The sequence below is a fragment of the Nocardia sp. NPDC051756 genome, from assembly GCF_040681495.1.
Taxonomy (GTDB): domain Bacteria; phylum Actinomycetota; class Actinomycetes; order Mycobacteriales; family Mycobacteriaceae; genus Nocardia.
The window spans coordinates 169,244-192,698 of record NZ_JBFAYV010000005.1; the positions used below are offsets into that span (position 1 = coordinate 169,244).

Below are 23,455 nucleotides of genomic sequence, written 5' to 3' on the forward strand. Positions count from 1 at the left end.
ATCCCCCTAGCCCAACTTTTGATACTTCATCGACGGGAAATAGTCCTCGTCGACATAGTCTCGGCGGATGTCCCAGGTCGCGCAGTGCAGCGAACCACCGTATTCGAAGACGTTCCGGAACGGAACGGTGAACACCTCGAAACCCAAGCTGCACAACAGATCTTGCAGCGGCCGCTCCTGCTCCTCGCAGATGACCTTGCTTGGCGAGATGCTCAGCACGTTCATCGACAGCCATTTCGAGGATTGGCAGTAGGCCGGCATCTGCTCATTGGTCAGCACCGGCTCCGGCGCCTCGATCAGCTTCCATCCGTTGTCGGTGAACATCGCCAGCTCGTCATGGCGGATGGGCCGATCCGGATTCGTCAGAACGAGTCCCGGCCGCAGCGGCACGAACGTGCAGTCGATATGCGAGGGAAAGTAGTCCAGCGGAAAGTGCACCGGATGGACCCGAAAGCCCTTCGGCTCGAGATGCCGCTTGAGCCAGCGAATTCCGGCACGGTTCGTCGTCATGGACTCCTGCACCAGGATGTCGCGACCGAATCTGCTCATATCGGCGGCGTCGAACACCACCTCGGACTGAGTGATACAGAATTCGTGGGCATGCATCTGCTGGTGCCGCTGCTCGATCGACCACTCCCAGAAATCGGGCCGGTACATGCCGTCCGACATCGTCGGCTTCGGCGCCACCGTCCAGGTGACTCGCGGATCGGCCTCCCAGTACTCGTAGACCAGCTTCCGATAGCATTCGTATTCGAAGTATCGCGCCCGCCGGGACATCGGCGCCTCGAGGATCTCGTTCCCCACAGTGATCATCACGTCGCGCGGGCAGACCGCACAGTACTGATTCGCGACCTCGAAATGCGGTGTGCGAAGCGACGATCCGAAGTTCTGGGCAGCAGGCCTGCGAACCACCACGTTCTGCGACTCGAGCAGCTCGACCAAGCCGTCGAGCTCCGCGTTGGCCCGGTCCACCATATCCGCGGATTTACTTCCGGTGGGGAACGGCTCGTCCAGCCGGTTACGCACCTGTGGCCGGTTGCCGGGTTCGGTAGGTTCGAAGCATGCGCTGTCGGCCGAGCCGACCACCATCTCGTGCAGGGCGCCCCATTCGTTCCACGAATCGACGACCGGTTTCAGGGTTTTCGAACTCATTTAGTCAGCTTCCCTCTCGTACTCTTACCATGTGCTCGCCTCAGCTCGGAATCGCCATGAGATCGTGTTCGATCCTGCCCTGCAACAGAGTTCGCAACCGGGTGACGAATACCGATTTCTCCGGGCTTATCACGTCCACTCCTTCGACGCCCGGCAATCCACACAGGCCGTCCATCAGCCGCGGGATACTCGCCGGCTCATACCACTGCTCGATCAGCGTCTGCCGATAATTCTCGGGGTCGCTCTCCATCGGTTTCCCGGTAATCGGAGACAGCACGGTCGACGTGGTGGACAGGAATTCGATATTCTTCGTCAGTACCGAGAACTCCTCGAGGTTCGGCTCGGCATACGGGCAGTGCTGGGCGGCCTCGAGAATATCCACCACAAAGATGCTCAATCGGTTCAGCAGCTTATGCACCGAATCCGTCACCTCGCCACCGACACTGATTCCCACCAGACCGGCACCGAAGTCGATCGACAGCCGCGCGGTATCGTCGACGACACAGATCGTCTCGGCCAACTGGTGCGCGTCACTCGCCGACAGGGCGAGGACGATAATCGTGGAACCACGATTATTCCGGGTCTGTCGGCCGTTTATTTCCCGAATGAGCCGAAAACAGGATTCCATCGTGATCACGCCGGCACCGAGCATGGCCGTCAGGTAGCCCGCGCTCGACCCGCAGAAAACCGTCCAACGACCCTGTTCCCGGCGGAGACGCCGAATCACCGCCACGGCCAGCAACGCCTCGTGCACCGTCGATTCGAGCGGGTCACCGCCCGGCCGGCCGACCACCCGGGCTGGATCGAATTCGCATATCCCGGCGGCCAATTCGAGCGGCTCGTCCTCGACCGCGAGGATTGTCCGGAGATCGTGCGCGGTCAATGGAGCCAGACCAGGAAGGACAACCGCTCGATATAATGCGCTCGACTCCCCGCGATCGGCGGAATCCTCGGACGCACAAGATTCTGTCGCACTGCGATCGTTACGCAACAGTCTCCCCCTTCGATCTATGCAATTCCCGCGCCGCCGTGCTCAGGCAGACAAAGTGTTGACGTACTCGCACATCAGTTTCGGAACCTCGTACACGTAATGGCAACCGCGTTTCACCTGGACCGCCGAGTCGTCGACCAGTCCCGCCAAAACGTTGATATCGCCGACGTCCGCCTGGTGGTCAGCCGACGTCGAGTCGAGCGCCTCATCGATCGAAAATTCCTCCGGCAAGCGCGCGAGCAAATGCAATACCCGCCGCTGGCGGTCCTCCAGCAATCCGTAAGCCCATTCCACGCTCTGCCGCATCGACCGGTGATGCGATAAACCACCGACGCCGTTCTGTTCCAATATCGGCAGTATCGATCTTTTGGCGAGCATCGTCTCCAGTGGAATCGACCGGATTCGGAACGCGGCAGTTTCAATCGCGAGCGGTAGCCCGCCCAATCGACGGCACAGTTCCAGCACGCTCACCATCCGATCGCCGAGATCCAATGTCGGTACCGCGGCCTGCGCCCGGCGGCGGAATAATTCCGCCGCCGCCGGAATGTTCGACGGCCCATCCGGTTGGTCTACCGGCAGCGGCGTCACCTCCCACACCTCCGCGGGAACCGTGGTCGGCGCACGCAGTGACGTCATCAGGATGTGCAGACCCGGATACCGGGTCAACAATCGTTGAACCCAGGGTGTGACGGCGCTCAGCACGTGGCCGACATCGTCGATCACCAGCAGCGTCCGCCGGTCGTCGGGCCCCGCCTCCACCGGTATCGTCGCGTTCAGCACCCGCCCGACCTCGGCCGCGGCGGCCTGCGGGTCGACGATCTCGGGGGTCAGCAACCCCAGTTCGGCGACGACCACGCCGTCCGGGAACTGGTCGAGCAACCGCGCTGCGGCCTCCAGCGCCAGCCGAGTCTTGCCCACCCCTACCGGACCGGTGAGCACGAGCAGCCGACTGCGTTGGACGGCGGCCACGACCTGTGTCAGGTCGCTCCGCCGGCCCACTGTTACGTCCGATTTCGGGCGGAGCCCGACCCAGACCGCGTTCTCGGGAATCTCGACCGCGGTGACGAGCAGGTCCGTCTCGAGAAACGAACCCAGTCGCGACACCGGATCATCGATCGCCCCGATCGAAAGGGAGAATTCGCTATGGGGCGTGGCCGACCGCAAAGCGTTGAATAACAACTCGACCGACGTTCGACGCGGATTCTGTATTGCTCCGGTTTCCAGATTCCGAATTGTCCGGACACTTATACTGGAATATTCGGAAAGTTGTTCCTGACTCCAGCCCACCATTTTTCGCCCACTAGCCAAAGCCACACGAAGCTGGTTTCTATCCATATCTCCCCGCCAATCCTCCCAGAAACTCCTGGAACCACAGGATAGCTCCCCTCCGGTCGCGCGGCTACCAATGGCGGACTGCCAAACAATGGCGGAGCAAATCGTCCGGAATCAGCCTGCGGCGCCGGGCCACTCCCCGCCGAAGCGACTGAATATCGACTGCAGGTGCGCCAAGGTCGGCAAGGTGGCCGCACCCGTGGCGAGCGCCTCCTGCGTAAGGGCAATTATTTCCGCCAGCGTCTCCAGAGACGTGGTCCGTTCCTGGAGTTGCTCGATACCGAACAGGTCCTCGATGGTGAACCCCAGCTCGGCCACGGCTATCGAATGGAAACCGAGGTCGTCGATCAATACGGAGCCGGGGCCGACTTGATCGGATTTGATCGGGGCGATGAGGTGCACCAGTTCGGTGATTACGTCTGGAACCAGCTGGGGGTCCAGCGCGATCGCGAAGTCAGTCATACCTTGATCGTCGCGCCACCGGGAACGACGTTCCAGGCAGCGGTTACGGCAACCCACCCGGCAACATGATCGGACCGCGTGCAATGGCGCCCGCGTTGCCGATTTACTGGATCGACTACTGACACTGCCGTATGCCTGGCCGGTCCTTGTCGTCCATTTCGCGCCATTCCGGGCGTAGTCCGGTAAGGGTGGTGGTGAGGAAGTAGACGGCCGCGCTGGCGAACAGCACCGGAACGAGTCCGGCGAAAGCCACCGAGGCTCCGGCGATCAGCCCGCCGAGCGGAATACCGGCCCAAGACAGCGAACTACCCAGCGCGCCGACTCGGCCCCACATCGGTCGTGGCACTCGCTCGAAATAGATAGCTCCCAGTACCGGATTGAGGAAGCTGGAACCGAATCCACTGATCGCGAACACGATCAGTACCAGCTCCATCGGCGCACCGCAGGCGAGGACAAGAAATTTCGGTGCGCCGGCCACCAGGAATCCGGCGAAGAACACCACCCGGCGCCGCAACCGGTGCGCGATCACCGCGGCAAGCAGGCTGCCGCCGACCGCGGCGGCTCCCATCACACTGCCGAGCAGACCGATCGCGCCCGGCCCGTTGCCGGATTCCTTCGCCCACACAGGCACGACCACCATGAAGAATCCGGCGTCCAGCAGATTGGTGATCGCGATGGTGACGATGACGGTGAGCAGCAACAATTCGCCGCGCAGGAAAGTGAAGCCCTCGCCGAACCGTCGCCAGTAGCCCGGTTCGTTCTCCGCATCCGGTGACGGCGCCACCGCGGGGGAACGCCCCATGTCACGGGGCAGGGTCAGCCCGATGATCACTGATCCGAGGGCGAAGCAGCCCGCGTTGACGGCCAGCCCGGCCATGGGCCCGAGCAGCACAACCAGGGCGCCGCCGGCCGCCGGACCGAGGGTGGACGTGAGTCGCTCGGCCATCTCGGACAGGCCGGTGGCCCGGGCCAGCGGGACCCGGCCGCGTTCGGCCGCCTCCGGGACCATGATCTCTTTGGCCAGGTCGCCGGGACCTCGGATCGCGCCGATCAGCGCGACCAGGGCGAGCAGCAGCGCAAAGGACAACAGATCCAGTGCGTGGAGCACGGGCACCGCGGCCACGGCGGCCGCGCTGGCCAGATCGGTGGTCCAGGACACGGCCCGCGCGCCGATCCGATCGATCAGCGGCCCGCTCAATGCCTTGACCACCACATAGGGCGTCATCTCACAGAAAGCGACCAGCCCGGTCTGGGTAGCGCTGCCGGTCGTGACCAACACGAACCAGGGCAGTGCGAGCGCGGAGATCCGAGTGCCGGTCAGCGCCACCGCCATCGCCGCAAGGACCCCGGCCAGCGGTCGTAAGGACCGCTGGCCGCGTAGGTCGTCGACGTCACGGACATTGTCAGTCACGCCGTCCCCGTTCCCGGTGCAGTTCGAGGATCAGCATGCGGCCCCGTCGCGACACGTTCGATGTCCGTGGGGAGCAACGCGATCGGCGGGCAGAAGTTCACTTCGTGGGCGGTCGATTGAGGGCGTCGACGAACAGCAGGCCGCTGACGATGGCCGCGGGCACGCCGAGCGCGACCGAACCGATCGCTGCGCCGAGCGTGATGCCGATCAGTCCGGTGGCCAGACATCCACCGAGGAATCCGGGTATCGCCAACACCCCGATCGTCGCGACAACCCCGGCCGCCGCGCCGACCACGCCGCCGACCAGGCAACCGATTCCGCCGCCGACGGCCGTACCGAGCAGCGCTCCCATGGTTATAGCCAGATTGACCTGAGTGGAGAATGCCCCCATAGCTCCGTTGAATTCGGGCGATTGCGGGTCGAGGGCGATATGTGAAAGCTGTTCCGCCCCCGCCGGGTCCGCCACCGCATGGCTCGGATCGCGGTCGGGTATCAGCACCGCGTTGTTGCCGGCAATGGTGGCCGAGATAGGCCATCGCTTACCGTCCAGGTGGTAAGACAGCGGAAGCGAAGCCACCAGCTCACCGTCTTCCCCGCGTAACTGGAAGTCGCTGCCATCACTCGTCAATGATCCGCCGGTGGTGGTAAGCACCACCGAGTTATCGACAACCTTTGCCGAGTACCCGATCTCCGCCGCGCCGGTATCGGCTCCGGCCGAAGCGGACGAACACAGCACGGTCGCGGCGAGGCCGACGATGGCCACTGAGGCGTTGCTTTTCAAGGGTCACACTCCGATTCACAGTTCGTGCTATTTCTCGTTGGCTTCTCGTACCCAATGAAATCCGGTCCAGACCGGACTGAAGCCCCCTGGGCCCGAAGGCCAACCCCGCACAAGAATGCCACCGATACCGGGTAGGCGGCAATGCCGTCGTGTTCGATCGTGATACGGGTGCGAATGGGCCTGCGCAAGCCGCTGCGCGCCCAGGAATTGAGAATCATCGATATGCTCGACTGTGTTACCCGAGAAGCTTTCCACCTCGGCTACGACCAGGAGCTGCCGCTACAGATCAGCGCTACCGGCAATTACCGCAGCAGGCACGCCGGCATGCTGGAAATAAATAGAAATGCGCAATTCAAAGAATCGACGCGAGAACCGAGCCGACGCAATCAGCGTTGGTCGAGTATATCTGCCAGTCGCTGCCACTCCCGAGATCGTCGCCGCGCAAGTTCGGCAACGCTGTGCGTGCAGTGGTTCGGGAGGCTGTGCGCAATGGAGTTCCAGTCGATCCCGTCCTCGAAGGGCGTCCCCAGCCACCGCAGCAGTTTCCGCCCGGTTTCGGTGAAACGTAGCGAGGGGTCTCTGCGCAGCCGCTCCAACGTCTCGACAGCGTCGTCCTGCTGTGGCGTATGCGTCCGAACGTGCCCGGCGGTGTCACCCGGTTCTCGGGGGATGGACGCCAGGGCAGCGGCGTCACCGTGCGCGGGGGCCGTCTTCCCGGCCCGCAACTGCTTCCGCACATCTTTGGCCGTGGTGACCGAGATGCCGGCCGCCATTGCCACCTTCGGCGCCGACGCGTTCGGGTCGGCAGTGAACAGTTCGGCAGCACGTTGACGACCCTGCGGTCCGTTGGATCGATGCAGCACACCGTTGCGTGCTATCCGGCCGGTCGACTGGCCGAATTCGCCAGTCGCCCGGCTCCGGATCGCGGCAACGGTCGAGTGCGAGATCCCGGCAATGACCGCGATCGATCGGTCCGACCAGTCCGGATACGACAACAGGATACGGAGCGCGGCAGCTTTCCGATCGGCGAGTGACAACGGCAAGCCGTGTACCGCATTCAGTTTTATCGACAAAACGAATGCCTCGGCGGCGGCGCCGTCGAAAAACACGGCCGCAATGGTTGTTTCGCCGCGCAACTGAACCGCCCGCAACCGATGCCAGCCGTCGATGACCTGCATCGTCTGCCGATGAACGACAATCGGGGGAAACGCGGTCGCGGACTCGGCGAGCATACGTATATGACGCACATCCCACCCCGCCGTTCGCGGCGGCGAATCCGCGGGCAGCACGTCGCAGACCGGAAGGTCGACGATATTCGAACAGAACTGTAGTTCGGAATCGACACTAATTGCCTTGCTCATTAGTTCCCCTGCGAGTCCCTGGCTGATCCCAGTCACCATCCTGCCGCCGACACTTAGGCAGCTCTCTTACGAGAGTCGGGTGCCACCGACGTGTCGACAGCCAAGAGTGTGCAACACCCGCACGCCGAGGGACACTCCTACAGCCGATAACGGAACGGGCTATTGCATTCCGGATAACGATTTGTTATAGAACATCAGCGGAGTTCGGCCTCGATCAGCAGAAATAGCGGTCGTTGGAACCGGGTCCGCCACAGTGGGTCCGCGCGCTGCTGGTCGGTGGTCGGCCGCGGTTCGCGCAAGCCGACTATGACGAAGCCCGCGGTCGTGAGCATTCCGAAGTACTGCTCCAGCGAGTACAGCTTCTGCACCGAGGGTACCGGCGAAATCTGGTCGGCGACATCCAAGTGCTGACGCACGATTCGGCTGTCGAAATAACTATCGACGGTGAGGTCGTCGGCAGCGGGGCTTCGTTCGGCTCCCGCGCCATAGAAACAGGGGTGCTGCCCGACAATCACCAGCCGCCCGCCCGGGCGAAGCACCCGGGCGAACTCGTGATACCGCAGGCCGGCATTGGTCAGGCCATGCGGTAATCGATTGACTACCACGAGATCCACGTTGTCGTCCGGCAGCGGCAGGTGGGCGACATCGGCGTGCACGAACTGACACCGTGGCGTCCCCGCCTCGATCGCGGCGTCGATGAAAGCACGGCAGGTGTCGACCCCGGTCACCCCGGCCGCACCGAGATCGACCAGCTTCCGGGCCAGGTATCCCTCACCGCACCCGGCGTCCAGGATGTGTAATCCGGTCACCTGACCGATCGAATCCAGCAGGGCCGGGTCGGTGATCTGCGTTTGGTAGGGGTCCGCACTCGCGCGGATCATCGAAATCCAGTATCCGGCATTGCGGTCATAGGCCCGCGTAATCGGCTCGTCGCCCAGCATCCGTCAACCTTTCGTTCGGTTCGATCATCCAAGGAGCCGACGATGCAGTGCCGAAACATCGCGGCGCAGTTCAGCATCGGAGATACCAGCGGAGAGCCGCTCGGCAAACGCCGCAGCGAGACGCTTGCGCACCGACGCTTCCAACGGCCGGATCGAGCACAACCCGGGCACCGCGACACTGGTCAGGTACATGAGGTAGCTCTCGTTCAGGGTGACCGCGTCGCGAACGATCTCGGTATAGACACTGGGCGCTATCGCGGGCAACGAGAAGTCCTTCGGTAGCTGCTGACCGCTGCCGAAGGTCAGCAGCGACCAGCGCTCGTTGCGCACCAGTAGCGGATCCGCCTCGACCTCACGGCGGTAGCGACGCATGAGATCCATGTCGTCATCGCGCAGCAACCCACCGATCACCTGGCTGCGGTGGGCGAACGCCGAGTGCATGGTTTGCTCCGAATATTTCCGATCTCCTTCCAGGGCACCGTATTTCGTCAACTTGTGGGCCAGCACCCCGGAGCCGACCATGTCCGAAACCGAGAAGGTCTGCTGCGCCGCCGCCTGCACAGCGGCCGCCTCGGACAGCAGTTGCTCGCCGCCGGTGCTGATCAGGCTCTCCGGTCCCGGATCGAAGAGCGCGTCGATGAACCGGTCATGTCCCAGGTTCCAGCCCAATCCCAACCGCCGGAGCAACTCCCCCCGGCCGCCCTGCGAAATCGCCGCCGCTACACCGAGTGCATTGCTCAGAGCGGTGGTCTCGTCCGCCTCCACCCGGCTCGGAAAGCGCACCTCGATCCCGGCCGCGGCCAGCACGCGAAGGTGGCGCTCGGCCCTCGCGGTAAACCCCACTCCGGCAAGGTACTCCGCCAGCAATGGCACCACCGCGACCAGCTGATGCAGCGTCGCACCGCTCGCCTTGGCATTCCAGCCAGGATCTTTCCACAGGCGGTTGAGCGTTGTCGCAGGTACTTCGGCAAGGGCGACGACGTCGGAGAAACCCATCCCGCTGCGCTGCACAAGATCCCGCAGCGCGACCGGCTCGACGGGGAACAGCACCGCCCCCCGCGGCGGTTCGTCGCGCACGACCAACCGCCCAGGACGCCACACTCGACGTCGACCACCCATCGCAAAGCTCCCCCCAGACCGATCCCGCGCCGCCGAACCTCGGTGCGCCACGAGCGCCGGGATGGAACCGGACTGTACCGGCAACCCAATTGCGTTGCTATGCCAAGTTTTCCGCCACAACGCTGCCGCGGTCGTATCTATAGACCCCGAGCGAGGTCGACGGCAACTGAACCGCCCGCACCCGATGCCCCTGCCCATCCAGAGCCGCGCAACCACCTATCCCGCCCGCGAATCAGCTCGGGCTACTAGTTGATCGTGTGCCGTAGCTCGTGATCAACTGCGGAACAAGCGCGGCAGGTAGTGAAGTATCAGGATCGACCACGTCAAATGGGTCAGTAGGGGTGCCTGGATCCCGCCGGTAGCTCGGCGTTGCACGCCGAACAGCGTGCCCATGAGGACCGAGGCCAAGACCAGCGCGGGGTTGCGGGTCGCCGCGGTGGAGCAGGCGTAGATGCCGGTCGAAACGAGCACCGGGTGCCGGCCGGCGACCGAGTACACCGCGCCGCGGAAGAAGATCTCCTCGGCCGCGCCGTTGGCCAGGGTGATCAACAGCACCGGCGGGGTGGGGCCGCGCTCGGCGTATTGCAGGACGCCGGCGATTGCCTTGCGCAGGAATGGGATTCGACGGGCGATCAGGGCACATCCATAAAAGACCACGAAGGTGCCCGCACCGATCAGAACCGGAGCGAGGACCGGACGTTCGGGTTTGTCGGTGTCAGTACCGAGTGCGCTACCGCCCAGGGTCCAGGTTGCCGCCGTGGCCAGGGTGAGCCGGTAGAACTCGGCAGAATCCGGTTCGGCCGCGAACGAGGCGCCGAGTAATCCGGTTCCCGCGACCGCGATCGCGGCCACCCGCCGTCGACGTGCGGCCAGGGTTCGAGCGGAGGCGAGTCTGCGGGTCATGAAGCGTGACTGGCTTTGGCGCGCTCGCCGAGTGCCTGCAGGACGGCATCCGCGTAACTCAGCGGTTCGAAGGGGACGAAATCCCGAATGCTGGTGTCATGGACGACAACTTCGTTGGACATCGAGTCGACGAGCGTACGTCCGGTGGTGGTGTCGACATCGGTTACCAGGGACAGCCACAACGACGAAAGCCGCGGCGAGAGCAGCGGAACGGGCACCACGACCAGTGGGCGTCCTTCGATCCGCGCGACTCGGCGCAGCATGTCGACGTACTCGAGCACGTCGGGGCCGCCGATCTCGAAGGTGCGCCCGGCAGTGTCGGGCTCGGCCAAAACCCCGACCAGATAGCGGACTACATCGTCGACCGCGATCGGCTGAGTTCGGGTGCGCACCCAGCGGGGTGTGATCATGGCGGGCAGGTGTTCCACGAGCTGGCGGGTGATCTCCCAGGAGATACCGCCGTGGCCGACGATGATCCCCGCGCGCAGCGTGGTCACCGGTACCCCGCCGGCCGCGAGCAGTCCTTCGACTTCGCGTCGGCTGCGCAGATGCGCGGACAGATCGTCGTTGTCCTCGCCGAGGCCTCCGAGGTAGATGACCCGCTGCACGCCGGCCGCTGCGGCGGCGCGGCCGAAGTTGCGGGCCGCTTCGGCATCACGGCGCTCGAAATCTGTTTCCGCGAGTGAGTGGACGAGATAGTAAGCAGCGGTGCAGTCGGCCATGGCGGTGCGCAACGAGTTGACATCGGCAACATCTGCGCCGACCGGGACACCGCTGCCCTGGTAGGACTCGGGATGTCTCGTCATCGCACGGACCTCGTGGCCCGCATCGACTAGTTCGGGGCATAGTCTCCGGCCGACGAAGCCGGTCGATCCTGCAACGAGCACTGTCATCGGACCATCCTGTCCGTAGTTCGCGTGTCGAATCGACTGTCGCCAGGAGTAGTGCCCAGCATTCGCCAGGCTACTCAGGTCTCCGGTCGGCGAGTCGATTCTGCACCGTTTGTGAGAGGTTAGACATAGCGAACCGGGTCACGTTCGAACCGCGGACGTGCATGCCCGGCTTCCGTCGCGGCCGTGGCGCATCTCGCGATCCAGCCCGGCGCGCCCGCCGACTCGACGCACAAAACATGGCCGCCACAGTCTCCGACTACAACGCCCCCGCTCCGGGACCGAAGGCGGTCCATCCGCCGTCTAGTTCGATCACCCCAGGCCCGTGCGGAGTAAGTTCCTCGGGCCCATTTGCTGGACAGGCGCTCTCGGTCGCCCACTCAGGACTGCAGTGTCGCCCTCGGTCGCCGCTCCTCGGCGGATCACATCGCGCCTACCCGCGGCATCAGGCGGCAGCGGCGTCGCCGGCACCGGATCAGCTCGCCACAGTACCGCCCCTGGTCCCTGGGTTTCGGGCTGGCTGAGGGAGGGTCCGTGGGATTTCCCCAGTTGCGGCATCGGTGACAGAGACTGCACCCGCATGGGACTCTGAGCGCACGCCAGCTAGGGACTGGCAATCAAATATGAGGGGGGAAGCAGGATGACGCGTTCATCGATTTCGCTGTCTCGGCGGCGTGGGGTGAGGCATCGAATTATGTTGCGCGCCAGTGTGGCTGGCGCCGCGGTGCTGCTACTCATGGCAGGGGCGCAATCCGGGATCGCGGATCCGACAACGAGCCCGCCACCAACATCATCGTCAGCGGCGCCGAGCACCTCGCCATTGCCGCCGCCTTCACCGTCGCCGGGCAAGACCACCACGCCGGGCACCCGCGTGCCGCAATCACCCTCGCCCACAACGCCGTTACCTTCGCCGGCCACGTCAACACCGTCGGTGCCGACCACACCCTCGGCGCCGCCCAACACACCGGCGAGTCCCGCGTGCGCTCCCGGGGCTCGCTCTGCGGCTCCGCAGAAATGGGAACCCACCAGCAATCCCCAGTCGAGCGTGGTGCCGGGGCGGATGCGTTCGGACTGCCAGCAGGTCCCGGGCGGGTTCAGCAAGGAGCAGGCGGACAAGGCCGAGACCATGGAGGCCGCGCTCTTGGCCCGCCCGCAGCAGCGTTCGGCGCGGGTCACCGACGGGTGTCAGGTGTATTGGCCGGCACCGTATGAGGTGTGTGGCGCGATTCGTGACAAGTACAACGAACTCGGTGGTCCGAACAGCTTCCTGCTGTTTCCGACCTCCAACGAGCTGACCAATCCCGACGGTGCCGGTAAACGCTCCACCTTCCAGAACGGGCCCATCTACTGGTCCGCCTCAACCGGCGCACACCCCGTGGTCAACAGCTTCCTCAACCGCTGGGGCATCCACCAGTACGAAGCCGGATGGCTCGGGTACCCCACCACCGACGAGATCGTGCTTCCTGACGGCGGCCGCCGGCAGGAGTTTCAGCAGGGTGCGATCTACGTCGCATTCCAGAACGCCATCGGCTCCGCCATCCAGAACGGTCCACTGCGCGACAAATACAACTCGGTTGGCGGACTAACCCCTGGCAGCAGTTTCCTCGGCTACCTCACCGAAGACCACAAACGCACTCTCCCTGATGGCCTAGGTCAGATGGCGCGCTTCCAGAACGGTGTCATCTCCTGGCATCCCACCTATGGCGCCTGGCCAATCACCGGTTCGATACTGAATTCCTGGGAGTTTTCTGGCTACGAAACCGGTTCGTTGGGCTATCCGAGCTCAGATCAGTACGACGAAAATGGACAGCCGCAACAAGTTTTTCAACACCATGTAGTGACCGTCGAACGAGATTATGCACAACCCAACACCTCAGGTGGAAAAGCAGCACGCAACAACGGCCAGATCGAGTTCTATTCGGGCGATGAGTACAGACACAACGTTACTCGCGGAGAATTCGGAGCCAGGAGGGCTGCGGATGGAATGGACACCCGACTACTTACCTTGGATTGGTCTCTCAGCGAAACGTACATTCTCACAAAGGCCGCGTACGGACTGAATACGAAAAAAGACTGCGTCGCCTACTCGTTTGCACCTAGCACGGGACGCTTCTTGTTCAAGGACAACAGCGAGCGCCATAAAGGCCTACCGATCACTTATCGATACCATCTCGCTCCGACTGGACACGACGACAACAAGGACTATCAAATGATGATGGGGTGCTCATTCGAGAACCAGACACGACAAAAGGCAGGCAATGGAACACTTGCTTACGGCATCACAATCGCGGAGTACTACATGACTTACATCTTCCGCATCCGGTAGCCGCATCGTGTGTGCTCGGCGCATTTTACACCGAGCACACACAGCCGTTCCGATGCTCGAAAACTACCAATTGGTTCCCGCTTCGCACAACATCCCGATGTTGCTGATCACCGACCCGTCAGATGAATCAATCCACACAGGCAACTCGTCGATCAATTGCGCGGTCAGCAGATTCCAACCCCTACTGGGCCAATGCACAACTTCCAGGCCACCGACGAGTTCAGCCTGAGCCACACCAGCCGCCCATACGGCCGCTACCGCATATGATGCATCCATCGATATGCCTTCACGCTTGACCCAGTAATCGCTCCCACCGGGGCGTAGCCATCCCAGTCCAACGGTGTAGCTACCGTCGACCGAGAGTTCCCAAACCAAATCACCGCTGTCGAATCGGCCCCCGTACTGCAGGCATCGAATGTCCCGCGAAACGGCATGCAGCGCCTCCACCCAAGCTCCGGGCGGGCTGATACCCTCAGCGTCAAGCACCGGCATAGCACCGGATTGCATCGGTATATGCCACACCAGCATGTCTGCGTCAGAAAAGTTCCCAAAATCCGGCCACACCATCAGGCCATTGTCGCATCAGAGTGTCAGGAGCGGCCGCATCCGGGATGCCCTCCACTCATGAAGACAGACTGTGCAGGCCACCACGCTGCTCGATACCCACGCAGGCCGATACAGTGCGCTGCTCGAACAGATCGGACCCGACCGAGACCTCGCCGACGAATCCGAGCACCACCGCTTCGAAGCTACTGGCACGCAAACGGCCTCGCCTGCTACCGATCTGGGACAGCGTCGTCGCCGGAGTGTTCGGCACCCGCAATCATCATCTCGTGCCGGTATGGGAGGCGTTGCGCCATCGGGGATCCTCGTAGTGGCCGTAGCCCCCAGATCCGGTAGACCCGTGTTTCACGGTCCGCCGAATTACAATCCCCACGAAATCCGGTGTAATAGATTCCGCTGCCGGACATCAGATTCGATCGGGCTGCAATACGCCCACGATCTCCTCGGCGAGTAGGAAGCCGGCCAGGCCGTGGCCGTGTTTGGTCCGGCGCACGAGAGAGACGATGTTGTCGCTGAAAGCGTCACGAACCTTGCAGAAGGCCAAGCGACCGTCGCGCAGTTCCTCCGCGATGTCGAACTCGCTGAGAAAGGCGATAGCCTCGCCTGAGGTGGCGAGCCGTTTCATCGTCTCGATCGAATTGGTGTGAAACGCCGGTTCGATGTCGAGGTCGGCCTTGGCGAAGGCTTCGGCGACAATGCCGTGAATCACCATGGAGCGGTCGGCGAAGATCAGTGGATACGGCGTGCATTGAGCCAGCGGGATCGTGTCCATATGGGCGAGCGGGTGTTGCGGGGAGACAACGACTCCGAGGCGGGTGTTCGTCTGCCAGCAGACCTCGATCTGCGTCGATGCCGGGATGTTGAAGCCGAGACCCAGATCGACCTCGCTGTTCTCGACCGCCCGCAGGATGTCCAGCGCCGTCATGGTGCGGATCGATATCCGGACCTGCGGGTGCCGGGCGCGGAAGATCGTCGCGGCCGTGGCGACGACGCTGCTGGCCAGACCGGTCATGGTGGCGATCACGACCTCACCGCTGCCGAGGGCGTGTAGATCGCGGATGTCCGCGACCGTCTCGCGGTATTGCTGAAGCGTCCGCCGAATATGCGCGAGCAGCGCTTCGCCGGCCGGGGTGGGGCGCATACCGCGGGGTAAGCGCTCGAACAGTGGTTGGTCGAGTTCGGCTTCGAGGAGCAGGATCTGCCGGTTGATCGCCGATGGTGCGACATGCAACCGGGCGCCGGCCGCGCGGATGGACCCGAGCCGGGCTACCTCGTCGATGTACTGCAGCAACCGCGAGTGGAGCACCGCACCTCCTGGGCAATGTGTACGAAAAAAGAGTACATGTCGTGCGAAAACGGATGCTTGTCAGCAACGGTGCCGATCGCGTTCTATCAGTACCAGGCAATGGGCCGCCGTATCGGCCGCCTTCACCTGCAAGTACTTGAACATCGACGTGAGGACCGCAGTGCTCAAACAAGATTCGACGACCGACGCGCCACGCACGGACGTAGCCGCCCAGGACGATCACGTACGGACGATCTTCGGCATCCTGGAGGGCGAGCGGGAAGCCGACCTGCTGCTGCGCAACCTCAATATCCTCGATGTGCACAGCGAAACCGTCTATCCCGGATCGCTACTGGTCCACGGGCAGCGCATCATCGCGCTGAACCCGGACGAATCGATCGTGCGGTTCCGCGAAACCTTCGACGGCGAGGGCCTTTACGCCATCCCCGGCCTGATCGATGCCCATCTGCATTTCGAATCCCAGCTCGCGCACCCGGCGGCGTTCGGCGAAGCCATCGTGCCCAGTGGAACGACCACGGTGTTCGGGGAGACCCTCGACTTCGCCAGCGCGGCAGGCGCGGAAGCAGTCGACGCCGCCCGCGCGCTGTTCGCCGACCACGACAAGCTCCCGTACCGGCTCTATGCCTTCGCACCGGGAAAGAAGACTTCGCCCGAGGTCACGGAGGCGATGCTGGCGATGGACCCGGTCATCGGACTGGGGGAACTGGCCCACCTGTCCTATATGACCGGCAACGCCGACGATTTCCGCAAGTCAGCGCTCGGACGAGCGAACGCGGGATTCGTGAACTGCCACTGGGGCGTCACGTCCCTGTCGGACATGCTGCTCAACTACATGCCCGCGATCGGCGTCGACAACAACCACGACGTCTGGAACGAAGACGACATCGAGAAAAGCATCCGCTATGGCCTGAATACTCAGATCAAGTTCGGCGTCGGTAGTCCCGAGGTCATTCGAACCATGCTGCGCGCCATCGTGAAACGCCGTTGGCCCGCCGAGAACTTCGCGCTCTGTGCCGACAATATCTCGGTGGATCGCGTCCTGCGGCAAGGCCACATCGACTGGGTCGTGTCCTTGGCTGTCGAGATGGGCATGCCGCCGATCAAAGCCATCAAGATGGGCACGCTGTACGCCGCACGCTCTTTCCACAAGGATCGGGATCTCGGCTCACTCAGCCCGGGACGATTCGCCGACATCGTCCTGACCGACAGCCTCTCCAAGATCAACCCCCGCTACGTGTTCAAGGGCGGCGAGCTCGTCGCGAAGGACCGTAAGCTGCTCGCCCCGGTCCGCATCGACTACTCGGTGCTGGCCAAGCAACCGAAACCCGGCCTCGGCGACCTGCGTGCCGAACAGCTCGATCTCGCTCCGCTCGAGCTGTCCGACAACGGAACTCAGGCGAAGGTGCTGCTCTTCGACGTGTACGGGCGCGGGCATCTCGCGTTCGCACAGGAGGTGTGGGTTCCGTACCGTGACGGCGCGGTCGTACCCGAACACGAAGGGGTGCGGCTCAACCGGATCTCCATCGTGCAGCGCTACGCCGATGGTGCGCGGCATATAGTCAACGGCCTGTTCAAGGGTGTCTCGATCGACCGCGGCGCGGTCTCCACGTTCTGGCCCGCGCCGTCGGCCTACTTCGTGGTGGTCGGCACCGACAGCGCCGAGATGTGCGACAACCTCGAGCGGCTGGACGGTCTCGTCGGCGGCTGCGTCGTGACCGCGGACCGGCAGGTGAAAGCCACTCTGCCGCTGGACTTCTACGGCGTGATGGCCGATATGGACCTCGCCGAACTCGTCGAGGCGACCCGCTCGATCGACGACGCCTTGACGAAGCTGGGCAATCACAACGAGGGCGAGCCGGTGGTCAACAAACTGCTGACCCTGTTCATCTCGCTCGACCGCTTCGGATTCATGAAATAGCTCCGAGATTTCCCCATCACCGCAACAGAGATGCGAACGTCATGCAGCACGACAAAGACGCAGGAGTCGTCGACACCGGAAACAAGGTGCGGCGCTGGATCACCTACGTTGCCGGAATCTATATCCTGACGCTGGGCCTCAGCCTGGCCATCCGGGCGGGGATCGGCATCTCGCCGCAGAGCAGCCTCACCCGCACGATGACGCTGGTGCTTCCCCCGCTCAGCCAGGGCACTTTCAATCTCCTGCTCGAGGTCATCATGCTCGTCCTGACCTTCCTGGTCTGGCCGAGGGCATTCAAGGCAGGCAACCTGTTCTCGATGATCCCGGCACTGGTCCTGGCCTTTTTGCTCGACTTCAACCTGATGCTCACCGAATGGATCGAACTCGAGCCGTACCTGGCCGATCTGGCGCTGTTGTTCGTCGCCGACGCGATGCTGGCATTCGGCCTCTTCCTGATGATCCGCGCCAATCTGGTGCTGATGCCGATCGACCTGTTCGTCAACACCATTCAGCGGAAGACCGGTCGGAAGTGGGGAAACATCAAGACCGTGTTCGACTGCACCTTGCTTGCCCTTTCGGCGAGCATCGGGCTGATGTTTCTAGGCGCGCCGCATTTCATTCGCGAAGGCACGATCATCAACGCCATCCTCGTCGGAAAGTACGTGAAGGTGTACTTCTTTCTCTACAAGAAGTTCGCGGCGCGGAAGGCGCTCGCCCCTGCTGTCGCCGAACCCGTGGCGGAATAGTCTTGTTGTGACGCACAGTGTCCGGTGTCCTCCGACCCGCGGCGCCTCGGTGCTTCCGCGACGGAGGACGCCGGCAGCTGGTGATCGAGAACCATTGCCGCCGTTACCATTCGTACGATCAGCCGATAAATCCCGGTGGGCCGGGATCAGATCTTCGTCCATTCCTACAGCTGTCCCCGGTCTCCGCGAATCCGCTTGACCGATGGCTTTCCGCGACGTAATTTTGAGCCAACCGAGTCCTGAGCCGCCGGAAGGGAGCGAAGTCGGATGTCGACCATCTCTGACCTGCGTCGCCTCGCTCACCGGACCGCTTGGACTCCGGGTCGCGTAGCCCACGGCTGCTGAGCAGACCTTTCCCGGTGCCCGATGGTGGCCCCGGCACCTTCCGATCTCTGTCAGCACCCGCAGCACGTCGATCCGTGCTGATTTGCGCTCCGGCTTCTCCGGGCTGCGCTAGCGAAATAGAAAGCTGTTGAAATGGCGAGTTGGGTATTCACATCGACCGACCACCGAAATGATCATGTGTCATGGTAGCGGCGCGAATCACGGTCAATGGAAAGGCTGTACCGATCGCACCGGCCGCACCTCACACGACCGTCCTGGATTTCCTGCGGGAAAGCGGCCTCACCGGAACCAAGGAAGGCTGCGCCGAAGGCGAATGCGGCGCGTGTTCGATCATGGTCGCCCGCCCGGGCACACAACAACCCACCGATTGGGTCGCGATCAACTCCTGTCTGGTCCCGGCGGCCGCCTTCGATGGTCAGGAGATCGTCACCGCCGAGGGACTCGGCGTCGCCGGCGCACCGGGGACCGCCGCCGCGCTGCATCCGGTGCAACAGGAGATGGCCGTGCGGGGTGGCTCGCAATGTGGTTACTGCACACCGGGATTCATTTGCAGCATGGCCTCCGAATACTACCGTCCCGACCGCTGCGCTCCCCCGGATCCGGCCGGCGCCGAGCCGGATACCGACGCCGCCGAGCACGGCCCCAATGGCTTCGACCTGCACGCACTGAGCGGAAACCTGTGCCGCTGCACCGGATATCGCCCGATCCGGGACGCGGCGTATGCCGTCGGTGCGCCGCGCGCCGACGATCCGCTCGCGCGCCGCCGCGCGCTGTCCCCGCCCGAGCCGGTTGCCACCGAATACACCACGCACGGCCGCACGTTCCGGAGGCCGGAATCCCTGCGCGAAGCAGCGCGGCTGTTGCGGGATCGGCCCGACGCGGTGCCCGTCGCGGGCTGCACCGACTGGGGTGTGGAGGTGAATATCCGGGCCCGGCGGGCGGATTACGTGATCGCGATCGATCGTCTCCCCGAGTTGCGGGGTCTGCGCGTGGAGCCCAATCGAATCGATATCGGGGCCGCTCTGTCGCTCACCGAGATCGAACGACGCCTCGGCGGCCGAGTACCGCTGCTCACGGAGTTGTTCCCGCAGTTCGCCTCCCGGCTCATCCGCAACGGCGCGACGCTGGGCGGCAACCTGGGTACCGGCTCGCCCATCGGCGACAGCCCGCCCGCGCTGCTCGCGCTCGGCGCATCGCTGGTGCTCGCCGACGCCGACGGTGAGCGAGAGGTCGACCTCGCCGACTACTTCACCGGCTACCGGCGCACCATACGCCGGCCGGACGAGCTGATCCGCGCCGTGCGCATCCCGCTGCCGCTGGCGCCGGTGGTGGCGTTCCACAAGATCGCCAAACGCCGCTTCGACGACATCTCCAGCGTGGCAGTGGCTTTCGCCCTGGACATCGAGGACGGGATGGTCCGGGCGGCGCGCATCGGCCTGGGTGGCGTCGCCGCCACTCCGATCCGCGCCCGGGCGACCGAAGCGGCGCTCACGGGCCGGCCATGGTCGGCGGACACCGTTGAATCCGCCGCCCGGACACTGCGTTCGGAAGGCACGCCGCTGGGCGATCATCGTGCCAGCGCCGAATACCGCTCCGCCATGCTCGGTCAGAGCCTGCGAAAGCTGTACGCACAGAGCACGATCGAGGTCGAGTCATGAGTCACCTGTCGCAGCGGCCGGACAACCCGGTCGTCGGCGTCCCGATGCCACACGAGAGCGCGTCTCTGCACGTCACCGGCGCCGCGCTGTACACCGACGATCTGGTCCACCGCACCAAGGACGCGTTGCACGCCTACCCGGTGCAGGTGATGCACGCGCACGGACGGATCACCGCACTGCGCACCGAGGCCGCGCTGGCCGTACCGGGCGTGGTGCGGGTGCTCACCGCCGCCGACGTACCCGGCGTCAACGACGCCGGGATGAAACACGACGAGCCGCTGTTCCCGGACACGGTCATGTTCTACGGTCACGCGGTGTGCTGGGTGCTCGGCGAGACCCTGGAATCCGCCCGCCTGGGTGCGGCCGCGGTCACGGTCGAGCTGGACGAGCGACCCGCGTTGATCACTGTGACCGAGGCCATCGCGGCCGAGAGTTTTCACGGCGCCCAGCCGACGGTGCACAGCGGCGACGTGGAGGCCGGTTTCGCCGAAGCGGCGCACGTGTTCAGCGGCGAATTCCACTTCGCCGATCAGGAGCACTTCTATCTCGAGACGCACGCCGCACTCGCGCACGTCGACGAGAGCGGGCAGCTGTTCGTGCAGAGCAGTACCCAGCACCCCTCGGAGACCCAGGAAATCATCGCCCACGTGCTCGGCCTGCACAGCCACGAGGTGACCGTGCAGTGCCTGCGGATGGGTGGCGGCTTCGGCGGCAAGGAAATGCAGCCGCACGGTTTCGCGGCGGTCGCGGCGCTCGGCGCCCTCCGCACGGGGCGTCCGGTTCGCTTGCGGCTCAATCGAACTCAGGATATGACGATGTCCGGCAAGCGGCACGGGTTCCATGCACGGTGGCGGGTCGGGTTCGATGCCGACGGGCGGCTGCGCGCATTGGACGCGACCTTGACCGCGGACGGCGGTTGGAGCCTGGACCTGTCCGAACCGGTGCTGGCCCGCGCGCTGTGCCACATCGACAACATCTACTGGATCCCCAACGCGCGGATCGCCGGTCGCATCGCGAAGACCAACAAGGTGTCCAACACCGCTTTCCGCGGCTTCGGCGGCCCGCAGGGGATGCTCGTCATCGAAGACATCCTGGGCCGGTGCGCACCACTGCTCGGCCTGGACCCGACCGAATTGCGGGAGCGCAACTTCTACCGACCGGGTCAGCACACGCCCTACGGGCAGGAAGTCCTTGATGCCGAACGGATCTCGCGGACCTGGCAGGAGGTGCACGAACGGGGCGACATCGCCGAACGCCGCAGGGAGATCGCGGTATTCAATGCCGCACACGCGCACACCAAGCGCGCCTTGGCGGTCACCGGGGTCAAGTTCGGGATTTCGTTCAACCTCACCGCCTTCAACCAGGGCGGCGCCCTCGTCTTGATCTATAAGGACGGTTCGGTGCTGATCAACCACGGTGGCACCGAGATGGGCCAGGGTCTGCACACCAAGATGCTCCAGGTCGCCGCGACTACCCTCGGCATACCGTTGGACAAGGTTCGCCTGGCGCCGACCCGGACCGATAAAGTGCCCAACACCTCGGCCACCGCGGCGAGCGCGGGCGCCGATCTCAACGGTGCCGCGGTGAAGAACGCCTGCGAGCAGCTGCGGGCGAGGTTGTCGCAGGTCGCCGCCAGTCAACTGGGTGCGGGCGCGACCGATATCCGCATCGTCGACGGCGTCGCGCGTGCGCTCGGCAGCGACCGAGAGCTGGACTGGGACCGGCTCGTGCACACCGCGTACATGCAGCGAGTTCAATTGTCCGCGGCCGGTTTCTACCGCACCGAAGGGCTGCACTGGGATGCGCGGGCATTCCGGGGCACACCGTTCAAGTACTTCGCCTACGGCACCGCCGCGTCCGAGGTGGAGGTGGACGGCTTCACCGGCACCTACCGCATCCGGCGGGTGGACATCGTGCACGACGTCGGCGACAGTCTCTCGCCGCTGATCGACATCGGCCAGGTCGAGGGCGGATTCGTGCAAGGCGCAGGCTGGTTGACCCTGGAGGACCCGCGGTGGGACACCGGCGACGGGCCCGGCCGCGGCCGGCTGCTGACGCAGGCGGCCAGCACCTACAAGCTGCCGAGCTTCTCGGAGATGCCCGAGGTGTTCAACGTGACGCTGCTGGCGAACGCCACCGAACCGGGCGCGGTGTACGGGTCGAAGGCGGTGGGCGAGCCACCGCTGATGCTGGCGTTCTCGGTGCGCGAGGCGTTGCGGGCGGCCGCCGCGGCGTTCGGACCCGCCGGGATCAGCGTGTACCTCGGCGCCCCCGCCACACCGGAGGCGGTGTACTGGGCGATCGAAGCGGCCAGGGCAGGCGCCGGGACACCCACCGTAACCACTCGGAGCACTGGCGAGATCCACACCGACGCAAGCACTTTGAGCCGTGTCTGACTCGACCTGGGTGGCCGCGGTCGCCCGGTTGCGTGCCCGCCGCGAACCCGGCGGGCTGCTGACCGTCGCGGCCGTGCGCGGCCACGCGCCGCGCCGGGCCGGCGCCAAACTCGTTGTGGGACAAACCGAGACCTGGGGATCGATCGGCGGTGGCAATATCGAGGCAGTCGCGATCGACCGGGCCCGTGAGCTGATGGGCACGCCCGCGCCGGAGCCGGAACTGATGGAATTCGCCCTGACCGACAAGGTCACCAACCGGCACGGCGTGCAATGCTGCGGCGGCGCGGTCACCGTTCTGCTCGAACCACTGCCGGTCGGACCCGTGGTGGCGATCTTCGGCGTCGGCCACGTCGGGCTGGAGCTGGCCCGGATCCTGGCGCGTCACGACCTCGATCTGCACCTGATCGACACCCGCCCCGATGTCCTCACCGACGAACGGCTCGGGGTGCTCGGGGACGCGGTGGCCCAGCTACATGTGCACCACACCCCGCTGCTGCCGGAGGAGGTGCTCGCGGAGCTCCCGCCCGGCGCCCATATCCTGATCATGACCCACGATCACGCCGAGGACGCCGCGCTGTGCGACGCCGCTTTGCGCGCAACCGATCTCGGCTCGATCGGCTTGATCGGCTCGGCCGCCAAATGGGCGCGGTTCCGGCAGCGCCTGGCCGGCGAGGGCGGTCACGCGGCCGCCGCCATCGACCGGATCACCACGCCGATCGGGCTGGCTGGGATCACCGGAAAGGAACCCGCCACGATCGCGGTGAGCGTCGCGGCGAACCTGCTGCTGGCCTTCGAACAGCAACGCCACTGAGCCGGTGGCCGGACCGCGTTACCACGGTCCGGCCACCGGCTC

At 64.5% G+C, this 23,455-nt stretch carries 21 protein-coding genes; 7 read left to right on the forward strand and 14 right to left on the reverse strand.

What is annotated here, in order from left to right:
- Positions 1-6: 6 nt before the first annotated feature.
- The 12 genes from AB0M22_RS22725 to AB0M22_RS22780 all read right to left on the reverse strand — a co-directional run bounded on the left by AB0M22_RS22725 (position 7) and on the right by AB0M22_RS22780 (position 12,471).
- Positions 7-1,152 carry a serine/threonine protein kinase gene (locus AB0M22_RS22725; protein WP_364730175.1) on the reverse strand — a complete coding sequence of 382 codons (1,146 nt, stop codon included), beginning with the start codon at positions 1,150-1,152 and terminating at the stop codon, positions 7-9.
- Positions 1,153-1,192: 40 nt separating this feature from the next.
- Positions 1,193-2,035, reverse strand: coding sequence for a hypothetical protein (locus tag AB0M22_RS22730; RefSeq protein ID WP_364730178.1), 843 nt, complete (start codon positions 2,033-2,035; stop codon positions 1,193-1,195).
- A 150-nt stretch (positions 2,036-2,185) separates the two neighbouring features.
- A complete protein-coding gene (locus tag AB0M22_RS22735) occupies positions 2,186-3,433 on the reverse strand; it encodes a helix-turn-helix domain-containing protein (protein ID WP_364730180.1) in 1,248 nt (415 codons plus the stop codon).
- 156 nt (positions 3,434-3,589) lie between these two features.
- Complete coding sequence (locus AB0M22_RS22740; RefSeq protein ID WP_364730183.1) at positions 3,590-3,937, reverse strand: acyl carrier protein; 348 nt, start codon at positions 3,935-3,937, stop codon at positions 3,590-3,592.
- Between the two features lie 115 nt (positions 3,938-4,052).
- The gene (locus AB0M22_RS22745) at positions 4,053-5,348 is read right to left on the reverse strand and encodes an MFS transporter (RefSeq protein WP_364730186.1); all 1,296 of its coding nucleotides are present in this window, start codon (positions 5,346-5,348) and stop codon (positions 4,053-4,055) included.
- A 97-nt stretch (positions 5,349-5,445) separates the two neighbouring features.
- Positions 5,446-6,129 carry a hypothetical protein gene (locus AB0M22_RS22750; protein ID WP_364730189.1) on the reverse strand — a complete coding sequence of 228 codons (684 nt, stop codon included), beginning with the start codon at positions 6,127-6,129 and terminating at the stop codon, positions 5,446-5,448.
- Positions 6,130-6,515: 386 nt separating this feature from the next.
- The gene (locus AB0M22_RS22755) at positions 6,516-7,490 is read right to left on the reverse strand and encodes a ParB N-terminal domain-containing protein (RefSeq protein ID WP_364730192.1); all 975 of its coding nucleotides are present in this window, start codon (positions 7,488-7,490) and stop codon (positions 6,516-6,518) included.
- A 194-nt stretch (positions 7,491-7,684) separates the two neighbouring features.
- Positions 7,685-8,431, reverse strand: a complete 747-nt coding sequence (locus AB0M22_RS22760) for a class I SAM-dependent methyltransferase (RefSeq protein ID WP_364730195.1) — start codon at positions 8,429-8,431, stop codon at positions 7,685-7,687.
- Between the two features lie 24 nt (positions 8,432-8,455).
- Entirely contained in the window at positions 8,456-9,508 is a 1,053-nt protein-coding gene (locus AB0M22_RS22765; RefSeq protein ID WP_364730198.1) for a hypothetical protein, read from the reverse strand.
- Positions 9,509-9,823: 315 nt separating this feature from the next.
- Positions 9,824-10,453 (reverse strand): CPBP family intramembrane glutamic endopeptidase, encoded by a 630-nt coding sequence (locus tag AB0M22_RS22770; protein WP_364730200.1) that lies wholly within the window; start codon positions 10,451-10,453, stop codon positions 9,824-9,826.
- Positions 10,450-11,346, reverse strand: a complete 897-nt coding sequence (locus tag AB0M22_RS22775) for an NAD(P)H-binding protein (protein ID WP_364730202.1) — start codon at positions 11,344-11,346, stop codon at positions 10,450-10,452. Before AB0M22_RS22775 ends, AB0M22_RS22770 begins: the two co-directional genes overlap by 4 nt.
- 600 nt (positions 11,347-11,946) lie before the next feature.
- A complete protein-coding gene (locus tag AB0M22_RS22780; RefSeq protein WP_364730205.1) occupies positions 11,947-12,471 on the reverse strand; it encodes a hypothetical protein in 525 nt (174 codons plus the stop codon).
- Between AB0M22_RS22780 and AB0M22_RS22785 the strand changes: the two genes are divergently transcribed.
- Positions 12,470-13,669: a hypothetical protein gene (locus AB0M22_RS22785; protein WP_364730208.1), complete on the forward strand. Its 1,200-nt coding sequence runs from the start codon at positions 12,470-12,472 to the stop codon at positions 13,667-13,669. The two genes, AB0M22_RS22780 and AB0M22_RS22785, sit on opposite strands and share 2 nt — an antisense overlap.
- A 63-nt stretch (positions 13,670-13,732) precedes the next feature.
- Here the strand turns inward: AB0M22_RS22785 and AB0M22_RS22790 are convergent, their stop codons facing one another.
- Positions 13,733-14,236 (reverse strand): hypothetical protein, encoded by a 504-nt coding sequence (locus AB0M22_RS22790; RefSeq protein ID WP_364730211.1) that lies wholly within the window; start codon positions 14,234-14,236, stop codon positions 13,733-13,735.
- 44 nt (positions 14,237-14,280) lie between these two features.
- Between AB0M22_RS22790 and AB0M22_RS22795 the strand changes: the two genes are divergently transcribed.
- Complete coding sequence (locus AB0M22_RS22795; protein WP_364730214.1) at positions 14,281-14,544, forward strand: DUF6308 family protein; 264 nt, start codon at positions 14,281-14,283, stop codon at positions 14,542-14,544.
- A 95-nt stretch (positions 14,545-14,639) separates the two neighbouring features.
- Here the strand turns inward: AB0M22_RS22795 and AB0M22_RS22800 are convergent, their stop codons facing one another.
- Positions 14,640-15,539, reverse strand: coding sequence for a LysR family transcriptional regulator (locus tag AB0M22_RS22800; RefSeq protein WP_364730216.1), 900 nt, complete (start codon positions 15,537-15,539; stop codon positions 14,640-14,642).
- 160 nt (positions 15,540-15,699) lie between these two features.
- On the opposite strand from AB0M22_RS22800, the gene AB0M22_RS22805 reads away from it, so the two are divergent.
- From AB0M22_RS22805 to xdhC, 5 genes are all read left to right on the forward strand, one after another.
- Positions 15,700-17,457, forward strand: a complete 1,758-nt coding sequence (locus AB0M22_RS22805) for an adenine deaminase C-terminal domain-containing protein (RefSeq protein ID WP_364730218.1) — start codon at positions 15,700-15,702, stop codon at positions 17,455-17,457.
- A gap of 86 nt (positions 17,458-17,543) precedes the next feature.
- Positions 17,544-18,203, forward strand: a complete 660-nt coding sequence (locus AB0M22_RS22810) for a DUF6198 family protein (RefSeq protein ID WP_364730221.1) — start codon at positions 17,544-17,546, stop codon at positions 18,201-18,203.
- A gap of 527 nt (positions 18,204-18,730) precedes the next feature.
- Positions 18,731-20,206 (forward strand): FAD binding domain-containing protein, encoded by a 1,476-nt coding sequence (locus AB0M22_RS22815; protein ID WP_364730224.1) that lies wholly within the window; start codon positions 18,731-18,733, stop codon positions 20,204-20,206.
- Positions 20,203-22,602, forward strand: coding sequence for a xanthine dehydrogenase molybdopterin binding subunit (gene xdhB / locus AB0M22_RS22820; protein ID WP_364730227.1), 2,400 nt, complete (start codon positions 20,203-20,205; stop codon positions 22,600-22,602). Before AB0M22_RS22815 ends, xdhB begins: the two co-directional genes overlap by 4 nt.
- Positions 22,595-23,413, forward strand: coding sequence for a xanthine dehydrogenase accessory protein XdhC (gene xdhC / locus AB0M22_RS22825; RefSeq protein ID WP_364730230.1), 819 nt, complete (start codon positions 22,595-22,597; stop codon positions 23,411-23,413). The genes xdhB and xdhC overlap by 8 nt, the downstream gene beginning before the upstream one ends.
- Positions 23,414-23,455 lie beyond the last annotated feature (42 nt).